21 protein-coding genes are annotated in these 19677 nt (G+C 68.6%); 9 read left to right on the forward strand and 12 right to left on the reverse strand.

What is annotated here, in order from left to right:
• Nucleotides 1-10 precede the first annotated feature (10 nt).
• Together AX692_RS14900 and AX692_RS14905 are read left to right on the forward strand one after the other, a co-directional pair.
• Nucleotides 11-700: a hypothetical protein gene (locus AX692_RS14900; protein WP_073974019.1), complete on the forward strand. Its 690-nt coding sequence runs from the start codon at nucleotides 11-13 to the stop codon at nucleotides 698-700.
• On the forward strand, nucleotides 697-1479 hold the full coding sequence (locus AX692_RS14905; protein ID WP_073974018.1) for a hydrolase 1, exosortase A system-associated: 783 nt from the start codon (nucleotides 697-699) through the stop codon (nucleotides 1477-1479). The genes AX692_RS14900 and AX692_RS14905 overlap by 4 nt, the downstream gene beginning before the upstream one ends.
• On the opposite strand, the gene AX692_RS14910 is transcribed toward AX692_RS14905, so the two are convergent.
• The 9 genes from AX692_RS14910 to AX692_RS14950 form a co-directional block, all read right to left on the reverse strand.
• On the reverse strand, nucleotides 1476-2672 hold the full coding sequence (locus AX692_RS14910) for a class I SAM-dependent RNA methyltransferase (RefSeq protein WP_073974017.1): 1197 nt from the start codon (nucleotides 2670-2672) through the stop codon (nucleotides 1476-1478). The two genes, AX692_RS14905 and AX692_RS14910, sit on opposite strands and share 4 nt — an antisense overlap.
• Entirely contained in the window at nucleotides 2669-4069 is a 1401-nt protein-coding gene (locus AX692_RS14915; RefSeq protein ID WP_073974016.1) for an NAD(P)H-hydrate epimerase, read from the reverse strand. The genes AX692_RS14910 and AX692_RS14915 overlap by 4 nt, the downstream gene beginning before the upstream one ends.
• Nucleotides 4066-4416, reverse strand: coding sequence for a hypothetical protein (locus AX692_RS14920; RefSeq protein ID WP_155644884.1), 351 nt, complete (start codon nucleotides 4414-4416; stop codon nucleotides 4066-4068). Before AX692_RS14920 ends, AX692_RS14915 begins: the two co-directional genes overlap by 4 nt.
• Nucleotides 4397-6118 carry a dihydroxy-acid dehydratase gene (ilvD, locus tag AX692_RS14925; RefSeq protein WP_073974014.1) on the reverse strand — a complete coding sequence of 574 codons (1722 nt, stop codon included), beginning with the start codon at nucleotides 6116-6118 and terminating at the stop codon, nucleotides 4397-4399. Before ilvD ends, AX692_RS14920 begins: the two co-directional genes overlap by 20 nt.
• 42 nt (nucleotides 6119-6160) lie before the next feature.
• Complete coding sequence (locus AX692_RS14930; RefSeq protein ID WP_073974013.1) at nucleotides 6161-6877, reverse strand: N-formylglutamate amidohydrolase; 717 nt, start codon at nucleotides 6875-6877, stop codon at nucleotides 6161-6163.
• Between the two features lie 118 nt (nucleotides 6878-6995).
• Nucleotides 6996-7793 (reverse strand): 4-(cytidine 5'-diphospho)-2-C-methyl-D-erythritol kinase, encoded by a 798-nt coding sequence (locus AX692_RS14935; protein WP_073974012.1) that lies wholly within the window; start codon nucleotides 7791-7793, stop codon nucleotides 6996-6998.
• Entirely contained in the window at nucleotides 7793-8158 is a 366-nt protein-coding gene (locus AX692_RS14940) for a hypothetical protein (RefSeq protein WP_073974011.1), read from the reverse strand. Before AX692_RS14940 ends, AX692_RS14935 begins: the two co-directional genes overlap by 1 nt.
• Before the next feature lie 8 nt (nucleotides 8159-8166).
• Nucleotides 8167-8589, reverse strand: a complete 423-nt coding sequence (locus AX692_RS14945) for a DUF3806 domain-containing protein (RefSeq protein ID WP_073980872.1) — start codon at nucleotides 8587-8589, stop codon at nucleotides 8167-8169.
• A gap of 13 nt (nucleotides 8590-8602) precedes the next feature.
• A complete protein-coding gene (locus AX692_RS14950; RefSeq protein WP_073974009.1) occupies nucleotides 8603-10252 on the reverse strand; it encodes an electron transfer flavoprotein-ubiquinone oxidoreductase in 1650 nt (549 codons plus the stop codon).
• A 125-nt stretch (nucleotides 10253-10377) separates the two neighbouring features.
• Between AX692_RS14950 and AX692_RS14955 the strand changes: the two genes are divergently transcribed.
• From AX692_RS14955 to AX692_RS14980, 6 genes are all read left to right on the forward strand, one after another.
• Nucleotides 10378-11187 (forward strand): hypothetical protein, encoded by an 810-nt coding sequence (locus tag AX692_RS14955; protein WP_073974008.1) that lies wholly within the window; start codon nucleotides 10378-10380, stop codon nucleotides 11185-11187.
• Nucleotides 11169-12941: a lytic transglycosylase domain-containing protein gene (locus AX692_RS14960; protein ID WP_230959557.1), complete on the forward strand. Its 1773-nt coding sequence runs from the start codon at nucleotides 11169-11171 to the stop codon at nucleotides 12939-12941. Before AX692_RS14955 ends, AX692_RS14960 begins: the two co-directional genes overlap by 19 nt.
• 14 nt (nucleotides 12942-12955) lie before the next feature.
• Nucleotides 12956-13486 (forward strand): molybdenum cofactor biosynthesis protein B, encoded by a 531-nt coding sequence (gene moaB, locus AX692_RS14965; RefSeq protein ID WP_073974007.1) that lies wholly within the window; start codon nucleotides 12956-12958, stop codon nucleotides 13484-13486.
• Nucleotides 13487-13593: 107 nt separating this feature from the next.
• On the forward strand, nucleotides 13594-14679 hold the full coding sequence (locus AX692_RS14970) for a PA0069 family radical SAM protein (protein WP_073974006.1): 1086 nt from the start codon (nucleotides 13594-13596) through the stop codon (nucleotides 14677-14679).
• A 39-nt stretch (nucleotides 14680-14718) separates the two neighbouring features.
• Nucleotides 14719-15204: a YbjN domain-containing protein gene (locus AX692_RS14975; protein WP_073974005.1), complete on the forward strand. Its 486-nt coding sequence runs from the start codon at nucleotides 14719-14721 to the stop codon at nucleotides 15202-15204.
• Between the two features lie 25 nt (nucleotides 15205-15229).
• Nucleotides 15230-16156, forward strand: a complete 927-nt coding sequence (locus AX692_RS14980; RefSeq protein WP_196490009.1) for an alpha/beta hydrolase — start codon at nucleotides 15230-15232, stop codon at nucleotides 16154-16156.
• 6 nt (nucleotides 16157-16162) lie between these two features.
• Here the strand turns inward: AX692_RS14980 and AX692_RS14985 are convergent, their stop codons facing one another.
• From AX692_RS14985 to AX692_RS14995, 3 genes are read right to left on the reverse strand one after another with little or no spacing between them, the layout of a single operon-like run.
• A complete protein-coding gene (locus AX692_RS14985; protein ID WP_073974004.1) occupies nucleotides 16163-16597 on the reverse strand; it encodes a DUF1330 domain-containing protein in 435 nt (144 codons plus the stop codon).
• Complete coding sequence (locus AX692_RS14990; RefSeq protein ID WP_230959556.1) at nucleotides 16590-17102, reverse strand: GNAT family N-acetyltransferase; 513 nt, start codon at nucleotides 17100-17102, stop codon at nucleotides 16590-16592. Before AX692_RS14990 ends, AX692_RS14985 begins: the two co-directional genes overlap by 8 nt.
• A 1-nt stretch (nucleotide 17103) precedes the next feature.
• A complete protein-coding gene (locus tag AX692_RS14995; RefSeq protein WP_073974002.1) occupies nucleotides 17104-18711 on the reverse strand; it encodes a long-chain fatty acid--CoA ligase in 1608 nt (535 codons plus the stop codon).
• A gap of 273 nt (nucleotides 18712-18984) precedes the next feature.
• Between AX692_RS14995 and AX692_RS15000 the strand changes: the two genes are divergently transcribed.
• On the forward strand, nucleotides 18985-19677 hold a 693-nt coding region (locus AX692_RS15000), incomplete at its 3' end, for an outer membrane protein (RefSeq protein WP_196490191.1).

Below are 19677 nucleotides of genomic sequence, written 5' to 3' on the forward strand. Positions count from 1 at the left end.
TCCCGGCCGCGTGATCTCGACCTGGACCCCGCCCGCCCCCGACGGCACCCCGGCAGGCGAGGAACTGCTCATCGCCTTCGACCGCGGCCGCGACTTGCGGCTGCTGGTGTGCCCGGCCTGGTTCGACGAAGCGAACAAGCTGCGGCGCTTCACCCTCGAGGTGATGCGGCGGCTCGACCGCGCCGGAGTGGACTGCCTGCTCCCCGATCTGCCCGGCTGCAACGAGAGCCTAGCCCCGCTGCAATTTCAGACGCTTGAGGGCTGGCGTTCGCACATGATCGCGGCCGCCGAAGCCCTTCGCGCGACCCACGTGCTCGCGATCCGGGCCGGCGCGCTTGTTGCGCCCCCCGCCCTGTCCGGCTGGCACTACGCCGCCCAATCCGGCCCCAAGCTGCTGCGCGGCATGATCCGCGCCCGCACCATCGCCGCGCGCGAGGCAGGGTGGGACGAGACCTCGGAGGCGCTGATGGCACAGGGGCGGGCCGAGGGCCTGACGCTCGGCGGCTGGGCGATCGGACCCGCGATGCTCGCGGCGCTTGAAGCCGCCGAGCCCGTGCTTGCCCCCGGTCAATCCGAGCTCGCCCAAAGCGCCCTCGGCGGCCCGGGCCTGTGGCTGCGCGCCGTGCCGGGCGAGGACGCAGGCCAGGCCGACCGCCTCGCCGCGCGGATCGTGCAGAGCCTCGCAGGCGCGCCCGCATGAGCCGACGCTCGCACCCCTTCGCCTGCGACGGGCTGATGCTCGCCGGGACGCATGACAGCGCGCCCGGCACGAGCGGGCTGCTCATCGTCAGCGGCGGCAACGAGATCCGCGCGGGCGCCTTCGGCGGGCAGGCCGACATGGCCGCGCGCATCGCCGCGGCGGGCTTTCCGGTCTTCCGCTTCGACCGCCGCGGGGTGGGCGACAGCGAGGGCGAGAACCGCGGCTTCCGCCACTCCGCCACAGACATCGCCTGCGCGCTCGAAGCGTTCCGCGCGGTTGCCCCGCAGGTCACCAGCGTGATCGCCTTCGGCAATTGCGATGCGGCCTCGGCGCTGATGCTGACGGGTGGCGCGCGGTGCGACGCTCTGGTGCTCTCCAACCCCTGGACGATCGAGGAGAGCGACACCGACGACAGCATTCCGCCGCCCGCCGCCTTGCGCTCGCGGTATCTCGAAAGGCTAAAGAATCCTCGCGAGATCATGCGGTTGCTTGGCGGAGGTGTGAACCTGCGCAAACTCGCACGCGGGGTGGTCCACGCGATGAGGCCGCCGCCGCCGTCCTCGCGCCTCGCGCAGGAGATGGCCGCCGGGCTGGCAGGCTTCACCGGCGACGTGCGCATCCTGCTCGCCACTGCCGACCGCACCGCGCAGGTCTTCGAAGCCGCGTGGGACAGGAGCGACCCGCGCATCCGCCGCTGCGAGGGCGCGGGCCACGCCTATGTCGAGCCCGCACACCGCGCCTGGCTGGAAGCGCAGCTATTGGAGGCCCTGCGCGCTTAACGCTCGAACAGGCTCACCAGCTCGACATGGGTCGACCAGCGGAACTGGCCCACCGGGCGCAGTTTCGCGAGCCGGAAGCCCGCCTCGGCGAGCACGGCCGCATCGCGCGCCCAGCTCGAGGGGTTGCAGCTGACATAGACCACCCGCGCCAGCGTGCTCGCGGCGATCTCGGCGATCTGCGCGCGGGCGCCGGCACGCGGCGGATCGAGCAGCACGGCGTCGAAGCGGTTGAGCTCTGCCGGTTGCAGCGGCGCACGGAACAGGTCGCGGTGGAGCGCCAACACATTGCCCCCAGCCCACGCCCCGGCAGTCTTGCACGCGAGATGCGCGGCTTGTTCTGCCTCTACCGCCAATACCTTGCGGCCCTCTCTGAGCGCGAAGGCGAAGGTGCCGAGCCCCGCAAACAGGTCAGCCACCATCCGCGCGCCTTCAAGCCATGCGGCGGCATCGGCAGCCATCCGGCCTTCCGCATCCTGCGTCGCTTGCAGGAAGGCCCCTGGCGGCAAGCCGACCGGCACCCCGGCGAGCGTGACCGTAACCGGCTCGGGCTCCCACATCGTCTCGGGCCCATAGCCCTGGTCGAAGGAAAGCCGTGCAAGTCCCTGTTCGCGCGCGAAATCGAGCGCCGCTTCGGTCGGGCCGAGGCCGTCCAGCGGGAAGTGCGAAAGGCTCGCCTCGACGCCCTGATCGGCGAGCGTCAGGTCGATCCCGACCATCGCCTTGGGGCCGTTCGCGGCGACGAATTGGCGCAAGGGGGCGATCAGCACGGCGAGCGCAGGATGCAGGACAGGGCACTCGGCAAGATCGACCACGCGGTGCGATCCGCCCTCGCGGTAGCCGAGCACCGCGCCCCGCGCGGTCCGCAACCCGTGCAGCCCCGCGCGGCGGCGGGTGTGCGGGGGCGAAAGGTGGACGGGGAGCAGCTCGGCAGGCTCCAGCCCCTGCCCGCGCGCAGCGTTGAGCACCCGGCCGCGAACGAAGTCCGAAAGCGTAGCCTCGTCAGCATGTTGCAACTGGCACCCGCCACAGGCCGCGAAGTGGGGACACGGCGGGGTCTGGTGGTGCGGGCCGGGGAGGATCGTCCCGCCCTCGTCCACGCTGTCGCCCGGTACCGCGCCTGCGACATGGCGACCGGAGGCGGTGACGCCGTCGCCCTTGGCGGCGAGGCGGATGACGGGTTCGGGACTGCTCACAAGGCCGCCGCTAGCGCCTCGGACACCCTCTCGGCAAGCTGCGATGGCGTGAAGGCCGCGCCCGCCCGCCGCGCCGCCTCGCCGTGGAGCCACACCGCCTCGCAGGCGGCAGCGAAGGGATCGCGCGCCGTGGCCATGCGGCTCGCCGCGATCCCGGCGAGAACGTCGCCCGTGCCCGCGACCGAAAGCCAGCTCGGCGCCGGGGGCGCGAGCGCCAGCCTCCCGTCGGGCGCCGCCACGCAGCTGTCGGGGCCCTTGGCGAGCACCACCATGCCGCTGACCTTGGCGAGCGCCAGCGCGCGGTCGCGGCGGCTTTCGGCGATCACCCCGAAGGCGCGGCACAGGGTCTCGAGCTCCCCGTCATGCGGCGTTGCAAGGATCGGCTTGCCTGCGGGAAGCAGGGCAGGACCAAGCAGCATCAGCGCGTCGGCATCGATCACGAGCGCACGCGCCTGCACCAGCGCGGCGCCGAGCCTCCCGCGCGCCGCCTCGTCGCGCCCCAGCCCGGGGCCGACCAGCACCGCCGCGATGCGCGAGTCCGCCAGCGCCTCGCCGAGCGGCGCGGTGTCGGTCACCACTTCGGGCGGGGTGCGCGGATCGGCGGCAGGCGCGAGCAGCTTGACATAGCCTGCCCCTGCCCGCTGCGCGGCGCTCGCGGCGAGCAGGCCCGCGCCGGGCATCGCGCCTGCGACGATCGCGAGGAGACCGCGGCGATACTTGTGGCTGTCGGCTGCGGGTGCGGCGAGGTGCGGGCGGGCAATCACCTGCGCCGCGCCCTCGACCGGCGCGATGCCGATGGGCACGAGCCGCAGCTGGCCCATGTGGAGGCGGCCCGGCAGGCTCCAATGCGCGAACTTCCACGCTCCGAGCGCAAGGGTCAGATCGAAGGCGGGCAGCTTGTCGCCCAGTGCCGTGCCGGTGTCGCTGGCGATGCCGGAGGGCAGGTCCACCGCCACCCGCAGCCGGTGCCGCGCGGCAAGATCGCGCAGCAGCAGCGCGTGCTCGGGCACCAGCGGGCGCGCCAGGCCCGATCCGAACAGGCAGTCGACGAGGACGTCTCCCCCCGAACCGCCCCTCGAACCGCCTGCGGTTCCAACCGGCCCGTCCCAGCGCGCCTTTGCATCGCGAGCGGCTTCGGTCTTGGGCGCGAGCGGGGCGATGACGGTGACCGCATTCCCCGCCTTGCGCAGTCGCCGTGCGATGACATAGCCATCCCCGCCATTATTGCCCGGGCCGCACAGCACGGTGACCGCGCGCCCGGCGGCAATTCGGCGGATCCATTCGGCCGCACCGCCCGCAGCGATTTCCATCAACTCGCTAACCGAGGTCCCCGCATCGAACAGCGCCTGCTCGGCGGCGCGCATCTGCTCGGCGGTGAGGACCTGGGAGGCGCTCACGGCGTCGGCGCGGCGGCGGGTTCGCGGGGGATGCGGTAGCGGTCCGCGCCGATGGCAAATTGCAGCACGCCCTGTCCCTCTTCGAGCACCACCGGGTCGGCCCCGTCGAGCGTCGCAAGCGTGCCGGTGGCAGGATCGTAGGTCAGCCGCCGGAAGCCCCCGTCGGGGTGGTGGACGATGATCTGCGCGCTGCCCGCGATCCGCTCCATCGTGCAGACCTCGGCGAAATCCGCGCCCTTGCCGATGGCGCAGGCGATGGTCTCGCCCGCAGGCTCGGGGCTCTGCGCCCCGCCGCAACCCGCGAGCACCGCGAGCGCGGCGAGGGTGCTAGATATCCGCAAAGACATGGGTTTCCGCCTTGGCTCCCGGGTGGGTGAGCGCCCCGTAGCGCGCCTTGCCGACGACCTGGCTGTAGCGCCACAGCGCGCCCGACTGGTAGTCGTTGACGCGCGGCTGCCACTTCGCGCGGCGTGCCGCGAGCACGTCCTCGGCCACCTCGAGGTCGATGGTGCCGAGGGTCGCGTCGATGGCGATGATGTCGCCATCCTCGACCAGCGCGATCGGACCGCCGTCCGCCGCCTCGGGACCGACATGGCCGATGCAGAAGCCCCGTGTCGCCCCCGAGAATCTGCCGTCGGTGATCAGCGCGACCTTCTCGCCCATGCCCTGCCCGTAGAGCGCGGCGGTGGTCGAGAGCATCTCGCGCATGCCGGGGCCGCCCTTGGGGCCTTCGTAGCGGATGACGATGACGCAGCCCTCGGCGATGTCGCGGCTCTCGACGGCGGCGAAGGCGTCCTCCTCGCAGTCGAACACGCGCGCCGGACCGGAGAATTGCAGGCGCGCCATGCCGGCGACCTTCACGATCGCGCCATCGGGAGCGAGCGAGCCCTTCAGCCCGACCACGCCGCCCGTGGGGGTGATCGGGGTCTTCACGTCATAAAAGACCTTCTGGTCGGGGTTCCAGGTGATCTCCTCGAGGTTCTCGCCGATGGTCTTGCCTGTGACGGTGACCGGGTTGGGATCGAGGAAGCCGCCATCGAGCAGGGTCTTCATAGCCATGTAGACGCCGCCCGCCTCGTGCATGTCCTTGGCGACATATTTCCCGCCGGGCTTCAGGTCCGCGATGTAAGGCGTTGATCTGAAGATTTCGGCGACGTCGAACAGGTCGAAGTCGATCCCCGCCTCGCTGGCCATGGCGGGCAGGTGCAGCGCAGCGTTGGTCGAGCCGCCGGTCGCGGCGACAACCCGGGCGGCGTTCTCGAAGGCGGCGCGGGTGCAGATGTCGCGGGGGCGCAGATTGCGGGCGACGAGCTCCATGACCTGCTTGCCTGCTGCCACTGCGATGTCATCGCGTGATCTGTAAGGAGCAGGCGCCATGTTGCTGTTCGGGAGCGACAATCCGATCGCCTCGCCGACGCAGGCCATGGTGTTGGCGGTGAACTGGCCGCCGCAGGCGCCGTGACCGGGGCAGGCGACTTTTTCCAAAGCGATCAGTTCGGCCAAGGGGCAGTTGCCCGCCGCGAACTGTCCGACCGCTTCGAACACATCGACCACGGTCACGTCCGCGCCGCGGTGGGTGCCGGGGAGGATCGAGCCGCCATAGACGAAGATCGAAGGGACGTTGAGCCGCAGCATCGCCATCATCATGCCGGGCAGGCTCTTGTCGCAGCCCGCGAACCCGACAAGCGCGTCATAACAATGACCTCGGACCGATACTTCAATAGAGTCGGCAATGATCTCGCGACTGATGAGCGAGGACTTCATGCCCTGATGGCCCATCGCGATGCCATCGGTGACAGTGATGGTGTTGAACCGGCGCGGGGTGCCGCCGCCCGCGATCACGCCCTCGCGGCAGATATCGGCCTGCGCGTTCAGGGTGGTGTTGCACGGTGCCGAGTCATTGCCCGCGCTGACCACGCCGACGAAAGGCGCGGCGATCTCTTCCTCGGTCATGCCCATCGCGTAGTAATAGGAGCGATGCGGCGCGCGCTCCGGGCCGACCGAGACGTGGCGGCTGGGGAGCTTCGACTTGTCAAACCTGGACGACATAAGATTTCCTGTAGCGGGGATTTTGTGAAATGCCCCCTGCCTTCAGGCGAGGCTGGACGCAACCCTTCGCGCGATTTTCGCCAGCAGCGCGGCCCAGCGGGAATGGTCTGCAGGGGTCTGCACCAGATCCTGCCGGAGCTCGACACCGAGATAGGCGCGGCCCTCGGCCTCGGCGTGGCGGTTCATGGTGTAGTTGAGGTCGCGCCCCGAATATGGGAGGTTGTCGCCGACGTTCAGCCCCTCGGCGGCGAGCATGGGGATTGCGATGCGCGCGGCGTGATCGTCCTGATTGTAGAGCACCCCTACCTCCCACGGCCGCGCGGCCTCGGAGGTGGCGAGCCGCGGGGTGAAGGAATGGAGCGAGAGGATCAGGGCGGGCTCTGCGGCGGCCAGCCATCGCTCCAATGCGGCGTGATAAGGGCGGTGGAAGCGGGCGAGCCGCGCCTCGCGGTCGGCGCCGAAATTGCCGGGAATGGGGTGCCCGTCGCTCTCGGGCGGGACGAGGCCGGGGGCACTCTCCTCGCGGTTCAAGTCGCACACGAGGCGGCTGACGGCGGCGATGTGGGCGGGGATGGCGTGGGTCTGCGCCAGCAGTTCGGCGATGGCCTCGGTGCCGATGTCGAGGGCGATGTGTTCGTGGAACAGGTGATCCGGGATGCCGAGGTCGATGTCGGCGGGGACGGCGTTGGACGCGTGGTCGGCGACAAGGACGATCCCGCCGGGGGTGGGTGTGCCGAGTTGGCGGAAGGGTGCGATCACTCCCCTAACTCCGTTCGCCGTGAGCTTGTCGAAGGGCTGAATTTCTCTTCAAGTCCAGCACGAAGCCCAGGAAAAGACAGTGCTTCGACAGGCTCAGCACGAGCGGGTCTTTGGAAACTCACCGCAGCCGTCCCGACATGGTCCACCAGCCCTCCGGCATCGCCGCCGCCGCCGCATCGCGCGCTTGGGGCGTCTCGTAGAGCGCAAAGCAGGTCGCGCCCGAGCCGGACATCCGGGCGAGCCATGGGTCGGTCGCCTGAAGGGCCGTCAGCACCTCGGCGATCACCGGGCACAGCGAAATGGCGGGGGCTTCGAGGTCGTTGCGCCCTTCCCGCGCGATCTTCGACGCAGGGCCTTGCGGCAGCGGCCCGCGATCCTCTTGATCCCACGCCTTGAACACCGGGCCGGTCGAGAGCGGCACGCGCGGGTTGACCAGCAGGACGGGGGTGCCGGCAAGGTCGTCCTCCACCGCAAGCTGCTCGGTGCCCGTGCCGAGGCCGATATGGGTGCGGCTGAGCACGCAGGCGGGCACATCCGCGCCGAGTTTTGCGGCGCGCGCAGGCCAGTCATCGGGCAGGCCGTGGAGCGCCTGGACCATCCGGAACACCGCCCCCGCGTCCGCCGATCCGCCGCCAAGGCCAGCCGCAACCGGCAGGTTCTTCTCCAGCGTCACCGCGAGGCCCTGCGGGCGCGGGAGCGAGTTGAGCGCGCGGGCGACAAGGTTGTCGAAGGGATTGTCGAGCACCCCCGCAAACTCGCCCTGCGTCGTGACGCTGTCCTGCGCGGCCGGGGTCGCCGTCAGCACGTCGCCCGCATCGACGAAGGCGAACAGCGTTTCGAGCTCGTGATACCCGTCCTCCCGCCGCCGCCGAACATGCAGCGCGAGGTTGATCTTGGCGTAGGCGGTTTCGCGCATCACTTTTCCCGGTCGATCCGTGGGCCGACGGTCCACTCGGCGACGTCCATTTCATGCACGGCCCCGGTTGCGCCCTCGACCGCATACCAGCCGAGCAGCACGCTTCCGCAGCCTTGCGGGTCGCGGCAATCGGCGTTGACGCGCAGGACGTAGAAGCCGGGTTTGTTGTCATCCTTGCCTCCGTCGCAGCCTGCCATTTGGTCGGCACGGTAGGTCTTGTTGGCGGCCAGCACGGACATCACCCGCTCGCACGCCTCACCGTCCGACGAGACAGCTTTCGGCGCATCGACCGGCGCGCAACCAACGAGCGACGCAGCGACAAGGAGCGCGAGGTTGATCTTGGCGTAGGCGGTTTCGGTGACCATTGCCTCAATTATGGCTTCCGTGGGCCTGCCTCACCAGCCTGAACGACACGATCAATCGTCGCAATCGTATCGGAGCAAAGCTCAACAAGATCGACTGCATCACCATCCTCGAGCCGCTTTTCAATCATATCGATCGGACTGCAAACAACATCCCATCCGACAAGCGCCAAGGCTGGGCCAGATCCATATTCGTCTTCCAACTTGACCCACTCGAAATCGCCTTGTGCGCAGATCATCTCACCAAAGGCAACGCCGAGCGCCACAAGACTTTCTTCATCCATCTCTTTGCTGGCGAGCAAGGCATCGTAAGTCGACTGAATCTCTTCAACAGTGATAAAATCAGTCTCATCCGAGCCGCTACTCAAGCTTGCAAAGCTTGCTCGCAAGGCCCGGATTTGCCCCTCGGGAAGCGGTGAGATGTTGAACGTCACTTCTGACCTTCGATCACATATTCGGATAATTCGGCCCGCCGCCGCCCTCGGGCGTCACCCAATTGATGTTCTGGTTGGGGTCCTTGATGTCGCAGGTCTTGCAGTGGACGCAGTTCTGCGAGTTGATCTGGAACTTGGGCTCGCCGGTCTTCTCGTCGGTCAGCCATTCGTAGACCCCCGCCGGGCAGTAGCGCGCGGACGGCCCACCGAATACTGCCAGCTCGCTCTCCTTCTGGAGCTCCCAGTCCTTCACCTGCAGGTGGCAGGGCTGGTCCTCGGCGTGGTTGGTGTAGCTGTAGGCGACGTTGGTGAGGCGGTCGAAGGTGATCACGCCATCGGGCTTGGGGTAGGCGATGGGCGGATAGAGATCGGCACGGCCGGTCATTTCGTGGTCGCGGTGGTGCTTCATGCTGATCGGCAGACCGATCTTGAGCGTGCGCATCCACATGTCGATGCCGGCCAGCGCCGTGCCGATGTCGCCGCCGTATTTGGCGACGGCCGGCTGGGCGTTCTGGACGAGCTTCAGCTCGGTCGCGATCCAGCTGGAGCGCACCGCGGCGTCATAGTCCACCAGCTCGGTCTTCTCGTGACCGGCAGCGATCGCCGCCGCGATGCTCTCGGCCGCCAGCATCCCGCTCTTCATCGCGGTGTGGCTGCCCTTGATCCGGGGGACATTCACAAAACCCGCCGCGCAGCCGATCAGCGCGCCGCCGGGGAAGGCCAGCTTGGGCACCGACTGCCAGCCGCCCTCGTTGATCGCGCGCGCGCCGTAGGCCACGCGCTTGCCGCCCTCGAGATATTCGCGGATCGCCGGGTGCTGCTTCCAGCGCTGGAACTCCTGGTAGGGCGAGACCCAGGGGTTCTTGTAGTCGAGCGCGGTGACGAAGCCGAGCGCCACTTGACCGTTCGCCTGGTGGTAGAGGAAGCCCCCGCCCCAGCTCTCGCTTTCCGACAGGGGCCAGCCTTGCGTGTGGATCACCCGGCCGGGCTTGTGCTTCTTGGGATCGATGTCCCACAGCTCCTTGATGCCGAGCCCGTAGACCTGCGGCTGGCAGTTCGCCTCGAGGTCGAACTTCGCCTTCATGCGCTTGGTGAGGTTGCCGCGCGCGCCTTCGGCGAAGAGGGTGTACTTGGCGTGGATCTCCATGCCGGGCTGGTAATCGCCCTTGTGGCTGCCATCGGCGGCGACGCCCATGTCCTGCGTGATGACGCCCGCGACCGCGCCGCTTTCGTCGATCATCACCTCGGCGGCGGGGAAGCCCGGGAACACCATCACCCCCAGCCCCTCGGCCTGTTCGGCCAGCCAGCGGGCCATGTTGCCGAGGCTCCCGGTGTAGCAGCCGTGGTTGCTCATCAGCGGGGGCATGATCGCGTGGGGGAGAGAGGTCTTGCCGGTCTTCGAGAGCACCCAGTGCCAGTTGTCGGTCACCGGGGTTTCCGCCATCGGGCAGCCCATGTCGCGCCAATCGGGGAAGAGCTCGTCGAGGCCCTTGGGATCGACCACCGCGCCCGACAGGATGTGCGCGCCGATCTCCGAGCCCTTTTCCAGCACGATCACTTCCAGATCGGCGTTCAATTGCTTCAGCCGGATCGCCGCGGAGAGCCCCGCCGGACCGCCGCCGACGATCACCACGTCGCAGGGCATTGATTCACGTTCGACCATCGGGCTTTCCTGATCCTTGTTATTTTGGCCGCTTGAGGGCCACAGTCTGGCGATATGCCTTGTCTGTCCACTTGCTAACGGGGGAACAGACAGTCAAGACCCGCGATGGATAGCATGACCCCCCGATGAGCCCGCTCGCCCCTACCCTTGCGCATGAATTCGAGGCGGCGCTGGCCTGGTGGCACCTGGCCGGGGTCGACCATGACTTTGCAGATGACGCTACGACGTGGCTGAGCGAGCCGCGCGCCGCCTCCGCGGTTGCCGGGGCGCAAGGCCCTGGCGCCGCGCCCGCCGGTGCCAAGGCCCCGGTTTCGCAGCGCCAAGATAATGTTGCGCGACCGGCGGCTGCCCCGCTCGCCGCCCCCGAACGCCCGGCGTCCGCGCGCCGCGACTGGCTGGGCGATTCGCCCCCGGCCGATCTTGCCGCCTTCCGCCAGTGGTGGATGGAGACCGCCGATCTCTCGCCCTCGCACGGCTTCCCGCGCGTGCCGCCCCGGGGCGAGCGCGGCGCGGCGCTGATGGTGCTGGTTGCCCAGCCCGAGGCCGATGACCGCGAGCGGCTGCTCGGCGGGCCGCAAGGGCGCCTGCTGGCCGCCATCCTCGCCGCGATGGGTCTGGACGAGAGCGCGGCCTACATCGCCTCGGCGCTCCCCGCGCACGCCCCGATGGCCGATCTCCCGGCGCTGGCGGCAGGCGGCATGGACGCGGTGACGGCGCATCACGTCAGGCTCGCCGCCCCGGCCCGCGTGATCGCTTTCGGCAATGGACTGGGGCCGATGCTGGGCGCGGCTGCCGATAAGCCTTTACGGGAAATCAACTATACATCGGGCAATGTCCCGGTTCTATCGAGCGAAGCGCTCGATGCCCTGATGGACATGCCCCGGCTCAAGGCCCGGTTCTGGCGGAGATGGATGGAATGGTCGGCCACAAATTGAAGCGCGGCAGCGCGGCGCTGGCGGCGATGGTGCTGGCGACCGCGGGCGTCCATGCTCCGGCGGCCGCACAGGCGGGCGATCTGGTGGCGCGCTGGAACGGCGCCACCCCCGAGGAGCGCGTGCTGACGGCGGTGCTCTCCGCCGAGGAGCGCAGCACCTATCGCCAGATCTTCGCCGCGATCGATGCCGAGCAGTGGGCGCAGGTCGAAAGCCTCGTCGCGCAGCTGCCCGGCGGGGTGCTGACCCAGACCGCGCTCGCCGAATACTACACCCACGCCAGGAGCCCCAAGGTCTCGGCCGAGCAGATCGCGGCGTGGTTTGCCGCCGGCACCGACCTGCCGCAGGCCGAACAGCTCGCCAAGATGGGCGCCAAGCGCGGGCTGACCGTGCTTCCCGCGCTGCCCGCAAGTCAGGGCTTCGCGCGCCAGCCCTATGCCCCCAAGCGCATGCTGCCGCGTCCGGTGGGCGACGGCACCATGCCCGCCGCGACCGCCGAAGCGATCCTCGCCGCGATCAAGGCCGACAACCCGGTCGAGGCCCACCGCCTGCTCGCCGAGGCCGATCCGCTGCTCTCCAGCGACGCGCGCGCCGAATGGCGCCAGCGCGTGGCGTGGAGCTACTATATCGAGAACCAGGACAACGCCGCGCTCGAGCTCGCCCGCACCGTCGCCGAGGGAACGGGCGCGTGGGTGCCCGAAGGGGCGTGGGTCGAGGGGCTTGCCGCCTGGCGCATGGGCTATTGCCAGCTCGCGGGCGAGGCCTTTGCGCGCGTGTCCGAACGCGCCTCGAATGTCGAACTCGCCGCCGCCGGGCATTACTGGGCGTCGCGCGCCGCTGTGCGCTGCCGCGAGCCCGGGCAGGCGCAGGCGCACCTCAGCGCGGCCGCGCAGATGGACGAGACGCTCTACGGGATGCTCGCCGCCGACCAGCTCGGGGTCGAGCTGCCGCAGCACGCCGCGCCCGCACCGCTCAGCCGCGAGGACTGGAGCGAGCTCAAGCAGCGCCCCAATGTGCGTGTCGCCGCCGCGCTGATCGAGATCGGCCGCCCCGCGCTCGCCGACGAAGTGCTGCGCTACGAGGCGAAGATCGGCCCGGCCTACCAGTATGGCGCGCTCGCCCGGCTGGCGCGCGAGCTCGGCCTGCCCTCGACCCAGCTGTTCATGGCGCACAACGCGCCCTACGGGGCCAGCAGCGATCCCTCGCTGCGCTTCCCGGTTGCCTATTGGCAGCCGGTGGGCGGCTGGCAGGTCGACCCGGCGCTCGCCTTCGCGCATGCCTTGCAGGAATCGAATTTCCGCGCCGCCGCCATCAGCCCCGCCAACGCCCGGGGCCTGATGCAGATCATGCCGGGCACCGCGCGCGACCATTCGGGCCGTCTCAGCCTCGGGGCTTCCTACGAGGACCTGAACGACCCGCAGGTCAACCTCGCCTATGGCCAGCGCCACCTTGCGATGCTGCGCGACCATCCGGCGACCGGCGGGGTGCTGCCCAAGATCATGGCGGCCTACAATGCCGGCCTCGTGCCCGTCGGGCGCTGGAACGCCGAGATCAACGATCAGAACGACCCGCTGCTGTGGATGGAATCGATCCCCTATTGGGAGACCCGCAGCTATGTCGCGATCGTGATGCGCAATTACTGGATGTACGAGCGCGCCGCCGGGGTCGCCTCGCCGAGCCGCCGGGCGCTCGCGCAAGGGCGCTGGCCGGAGTTCCCCGAGGCTGCTACCACCCGTTCCGCAAGTTTGGAGCGGTAGAGGAGCGCGCAGGCGTGGCGATTGACGAAACCAAGGTTTTCAAACCGATAAATATCGCTGTTCTCACCGTTTCTGATACGCGTACGCCCGAAACCGACACCTCGGGCGATATCCTCGCGGGCCGCGTGACGGGCGCCGGGCACCATCTGGCCGCGCGCATGATCGTCAAGGACGATGCTGCCGCGCTCGCCGCTCAGTTCGAAGCCTGGATCGACGATCCGGCCATCGACGCGGTGGTCTCCACCGGCGGCACCGGCCTCACGGGCCGCGATGTCACCCCCGAGGCGCTGGGGCTGATCGCGGGCGCGCGCGAGATCCCCGGTTTCGGCGAGCTGTTCCGCTGGCTCAGCTTCAAGACCATCGGCACCAGCACCGTCCAGTCGCGCGCGATGGCGGTGGTGGCGCGCGGGACCTACATCTTCGCCCTCCCAGGATCGAACGGAGCGGTCAAGGACGGGTGGGACGGCATCCTCGCCGAGCAATTGGACAGCCGCAACCGGCCGTGCAACTTCGTCGAGCTGATGCCGCGCCTGACGGAGGTTTAACGCGGGTTCTTGCGTGGTAATTGCCGGGTTGTTGGCGGTTGGTGCGCGGGCAGAAACACGCTCGCCCGAGCGAATGCGGGCTTGGCAAGCGCGCCAATGTTCCGTAAATGTTCCACGTGAAACATTCTCCGGTCAAAGGGCGCGGGGCGCAATCGGGGCAGGTCCCCATCCGCTTCGGCCTGGCGGAGCGAGAGGTCGATGGCGACTGGCGCGATCACGTCCAGTCGCTCGGCGGCCCGCCGGTCCGCTTGCGCACCACGGTGACCGAGGAGCGGCCGAAGTCGATCCTCACCTTCAACCAGTCGCCCGACGTCCCCTTCGACCGCTCGATCAACGCCTATCGCGGGTGCGAGCACGGCTGCGTCTACTGCTTCGCGCGGCCGACCCACGCCTACCACGACCTGTCGCCGGGCCTCGACTTCGAGACACAGCTCTTCGCCAAGCCCGAGGCGCCGGCGCTGCTGCGGGCGACGCTGGCGAAGAAAGGCTACAGCCCCAGGCCAATTGCGCTCGGCACCAACACCGATCCCTATCAGCCGATCGAGCGCGATTACCGCATCACCCGGGCGATCCTCGAGGTCTGCCTCGAGACGCGCCACCCCGTCACCATCACCACCAAGTCAGACCGGGTGCTCCTAGACGCCGACCTGCTGGAGGAGATGGCGCGCGAGAAGCTCGTGGCGGTATCGGTCTCGGTGACGACACTCGACCCGGCGCTCTCGGGCAAGCTCGAACCGCGCTGCGCCGCGCCGTCCAAGCGATTGAATGCACTAGGCAAGCTGGTGGAACTGGGCGTGCCGGTGCATTGCTCGCTCTCGCCCGTGATCCCGGCGATCACCGACGAATTCATGGAGGGCATCATAGCCCGCGTGGGCGAGCTCGGCGTGCGCAGCGTCGGGTGGATTCCCCTGCGCCTCCCCCACGAGGTCGCCCCGCTGTTCCGCGAGTGGCTGGCCGTCCACTACCCCGAGCGCGCGGGCAAGGTCATGAGCATTGTCAGGGAGATGCGCGGCGGGCGTGACAATGATCCGAACTTCCACAGCCGCATGAACCCGCAAGGCGTGTGGGCCGACCTGCTGCGTGCGCGCTTCCGCCTAGCGTGCCGCAAGGCGGGGATCGGCAAGGCGCGGTTCGACCTCGACTGCGCGCGTTTCCGGCCACCACAAAGGGATGGCCAATTGTCGCTGCTGTGATACGGTTTGTCGCGACCACGCGATCACGAAGGGGGAATCATGCGCTGGAAAGTTCTTGCTGCCGCCGCCGCTCTGGCATTCACCACCACCAGCGCGCAGGCGCAGAGCATCCAGCACTTCACCCGCGCCGATTTCGAGCGCGCGCTGGTCGAGGCCGGTGCCACGATCACCACCACCGACCCCAAGTCCGAGCGGATCGACTTCGAGTTCGATGGCGGCGTGATCGCCGATGCGCTGCTGCTTGCCTGCGAGGACAATGTCGCCAAGACCAAGTGCCTGGGCTCCTCGATGCTGGCAACCTTCGAGCCCGAAGACCGCACCCGCGAGCAGATCATCGAGGCGATCAACACTTACAATTACAAGGAAAATTTCGGCCGCGCCTATCTCGATCAGGACGGCACGATCTCGGTCCGGATGTACATCATCGCCGATGGCGGCATCACCCGCGCGAACTATTCGAGCCAGATCGGCCTGTGGTTCGCCTCGGTGTCGGACTTCTTCGGCTACCTCTACGGCGAGGAGTGATAGGCCCGCGATCGGGAACCGACCCTTGCGCATCCAGCGACCGTGGCTGCTAGCCGCAGCCGCCGCGTTGCCTGTGGTTGTGGCGCTCGCGACCTGTTCGCCGAGCTTGCCTGCGCCCGATCACGCCGATGTTGCCTATGCGCCGCTCTCGGCGAGCCAGACGCTCGATCTCTACCTGCCCGAGGGGCCCGGCCCCTTCCCCTTGGTGATCAACATCCACGGCGGCGGCTTCCGGGTCGGCGACAAGGACATGCTCTCGCCCGAGATCCTGGGCGCGCTGCGGGAGCGCGGGATCGCAGTGGCGACGATCGACTACCGGCTCTCGGGCGAGGCGCGGTTTCCCGCCGCGATCGAGGACGCCAAGGCCGCGGTGCGTTTCCTGCGGGCCAATGCCGCACGCTACCGGCTCGATCCGGAGCGCTTCGTCGCCTTCGGGCAATCGGCGGGCGGCAACCTTGCCTCGCTGATCGGCACGACCGGCAATGCCGCCGTGTTCGACAACCCCGCGCTCGGCAATCCCGGGGTTTCGGCCCGCGTCAGCGCCGTCATCGACTGGTTCGGGCCGAACGACTTCCTGCAGATGGACCCGCAGGCGCGCGCGCAGGGCTGCCCGCCCGATCACGAGGCGGCGACTTCCTTCGAATCGGAGTATCTCGGTGCGCCGATCCGGACCGTGCCGGACAAGGTGAAGGCCGCGAATCCGATCACCTATATCGACCCGAGCGACCCGCCCTTCCTGCTCCAGAAGGGAAGCGCGGATTGCCTCGTGCCGGTCGGGCAGACGACCATTCTGGCCGAGGCGCTCAAGCAGGCCGGGGTACCGGTCGAAGTCGACATGTTTGCAGGCACCGGCCACGGCGACACCAGCTTCTTCTCGCCGGTCTTCGTCGGTGATGCCAACGTCCAGCGGGTGGCCGATTTTGCCGCGCGGCACCTCGCGAAGGCGCGCTGAGCGGCGCTAGGCGAACCCCTCCCCCACCGAGCCGGGAGCGAAGCGGATCAGGCGGCTGTCAACCAATGCGGCGGTGCGGTTGACGACCGCGAGCTGGTAATCGGGGTCCTTGATCATCTCGAAGAAGGCACCCGCATTGGGGTAATGCGCGATGAAGCCATTGTGCCATTGGCGCACCTCGGGCCCGGTCACCATCGTCTCGAAGCGCCCCCGCCACAGGATCCTGCCGCCGACACGGGCGAAGATCGGGCCGGAGGTGCGGCCATATTCCTTGTAGGCCTCCTTTCCGCTCCAGCCCTTGCCCGCGTGCTCGTGTCCCTCGGGGTACTCGGCCTTCTCGCGGTAGAGCAGCAGGTTGAGCATGTTGATCGGCGTGTCGCGCGGCAGGTCCTTAAAGGACTGGAAATTCGCCGGGCTCGGGTCGATGTAGACTTCACTCATTGTCCCATCCCTCTCCTGTCAGGTCGCATTGCATGTAGACCGTATCGAGCAGGCGGCCGAATTTCTTGCCGACATTGCGCATCCGTCCGGCGTGCACGAAGCCGCAGCGGGCGTGGAGCGCCACCGAGGCCGGCTCGCCGCCGCCGATCACCGCGATCATCTGTTCGAACCCGGCCCTGCGAGCCGCATCGACCAGCGCGGGCAGCAGGGCCGAGCCGATCCCGCCCCCGCGCGCCTCGTGCGCGACATAGATGCTGTCCTCGCAGGTATGCGCATAGGCCGCACGGTCGCGGAAGCGGGCGGCATAGGCATAGGCGATGACCCTGCCTTCCCGCTCGGCGACGATGAACGGAAAGCCACGCACGGCGAAGTCGGCAATCTTTTCCGCCCACGCCGCCGCATCGGGCGCGGCGGTGTCGAAGGTCGCCGTGCCGTTCGCCACGTGCCAGGCATAGATCGCGGCGATGGCCTGCGCGTCATCGACCCGCGCAGGCCGGACCCCCACGTCAGGCAAGCGTGTAGTCCGCGAAACGGTCGCGCAGGTCCTTCTTGCTGATCTTGCCGGTGGCGGTGTGGGGGATGTCGTCGACGAACTCGACCGCATCGGGCAGCCACCACTTGGCGATCTGGGGCCTGAGGTGTTCGAGGATGTCCTCGGCGGTCACCTCCGCGCCGGCCTTCTTCACGATGAACAGCACCGGGCGCTCGTCCCACTTGGGGTGGGGGATGCCGATGCAGGCCGCTTCCGCGACGCCAGGGTGCCCGCAGGCGGCGTTCTCGAGCTCGACCGAGCTGATCCACTCGCCGCCCGACTTGATCACGTCCTTGGTGCGGTCGGTCAGCTGGAGCGTGCCGTCGGGGTGGAGGATGCCGACATCGCCGGTATCGAACCAGCCATCATTGCCGACAGCGTCCTTCTCGGCCTTGAAGTAGCGCTTGATGATCCAGGGCCCGCGGATCTGGAGCGCGCCGCTGGTCTTGCCGTCGCGCGGCAGCTCGGTTGACATGTCGGAGAGGTCGACCGTGCGCAGCTGCACCCCGAAGATCGGGCGGCCCTGCATCGCGGTCTTCTCGATCCGCTCCTCGAGGGTGAGGTTCTCCCAGTCCCAGGTCGGCCCGCCGACCGTGCCGATGGGCGAGGTCTCGGTCATGCCCCAGGCGTGCTGGACGCGGGTGCCGTTCTTCATCAGCCGCTCGATCATGAACCTGGGCGCCGCCGAGCCCCCGATGGTTGCCGCTTTCAGCGGCGGCAGCTCGAGACCGTTCGCGTCGCAATACTGGAAATGCGCGAGCCACACGGTCGGCACGCCTGCAGAATCGGTCACGCCCTCGCGGATCATCAGGTCGTGGAGCACGGCGGGATCGTTCACCGCCGAGAACACGAATTTGATCCCCGCCATCGCGCCCGCATAGGGCAGCCCCCAGCTCGCCGCGTGGAACATCGGCACCACCGGGAGCATCACCGAGGCGCTCGAGAAATTGAAGGCGGCCGATTGCAGCCCGGCCATCGCGTGCATCACGGTCGAGCGGTGCTCGTATTGCACGCCCTTGGGATTGCCGGTGGTGCCGGAGGTGTAGCAGATCATGCAGGGGTCGGTTTCGGGGCCGGTGACCCATTCGAAATCGCCGTCCTCGGCCGCGATCCAGTCCTCGAAGGCTGGGGCGTGGTCGCCGGAATCGTAGCATATGTAGTGCTCGACCGTCGGCCAGCGGCTCTTCATCCGGTCGACGATCGGCTGGAAGGCCGCGTCATAGCACAGCACGCGGTCCTCGGCGTGGGTCACGATATATTCGAGCTGATCGTCGAACAGGCGCGGGTTCACCGTGTGGAGCACCCCGCCCATGCCCGCGACGCCATACCAGCTGACGAGGTGGCGCGCGTGGTTCATCGCAAGGCTCGCGACCTTGTCGCCCGGCTTCAGCCCGAGCCTCTGGAGCGCCTGCGCCATCTTCAGCGCATCCGCCTGGATCCCCGCCCAGTTGGTGCGGGTGACGCTGCCATCGGCCCAGCGGCTGACGATCTCGCGCCCGCCCGCCTCGCGCGCGGCGTGATCGATCACTGCGGTCACCCGCATCGTCCAGTCCTGCATTGCTCCGAGGCGTGCGCTCGCCATGGCTGATCTCTCTCCTGTGATTGTGGTTCGGCGCCCATGCCGGGGCATGAAGCACCCTGGCGTTCATGCCGTGCCCCTCGCCGCTTGGCAATCGCTTCGCCCAATCACCGGCACGGCCCGGCGCGGGCGATGCAACAAATCACATCGCGCATGACTTGCCCCTCACCCGCCGGGAACGGCTGCGCCTGTGCGCGCGGTCCGGGCCCCCTCTCCGGGAGCCGGCGGATCACCGAATTGTGAGGTAACAGGACAATGACAAGAACGACATTTCTGATGCTGGGCGCAGCCGTCGCGGCGATAGCCACACCGGCCTATGCCGATGGGCCGTATATCGGCATCGAGGGCGGTGTCAGCCTCAGGGACAAGGTGACGGTTGACGCGCGCCAAGAGAACGCGACCGGCGAAGACGACTTCACCCGGGCGGCAACGGCGCGCACCAAGGTCGGGATCGATGGCGACGTGATCCTCGGCTACGACTTCGGCCCGTTCCGGCTCGAGGCCGAGGGCGGCTACAAGAACGCCAAGTACCGCAGCCTGACGGTCGAGAGCGCCGGCCTCCTGCCGGACGGTTCGGCCGTGCCGGTCGGCACCGTCGCCGAGAACGAGCGCGATCTCGAGATCTGGAGCGGGATGGTCAATGCCCTGGTCGAGATCGGCGCCGATGACGGCTTCCAGATCTACGGCGGCGGCGGCGCGGGCGTGGCGCGGCTCGAACTGCCGGTCGAGGTCGCCGGGCTCGGCACGCTGATCGACGACAGCGATACCGATTTCGCCTGGCAGCTGATCGGCGGCGCGCGCTTTCCGGTCACCCGCAATGTCGATCTCGGGGTCAAGTACCGCTACTTCAACGCCGACGACTTCCGCCTGACGGGCACCAACGGCAATCAGCTCAACGCCGACTATTCGGCGCACTCGGTGCTGGCGAGCCTGATCGTCAACTTCGGTGGCCGCGAGCAGGAAGCAGCC

The organism is Erythrobacter donghaensis, from assembly GCF_001557325.1.
Lineage (GTDB): Bacteria > Pseudomonadota > Alphaproteobacteria > Sphingomonadales > Sphingomonadaceae > Erythrobacter > Erythrobacter donghaensis_B.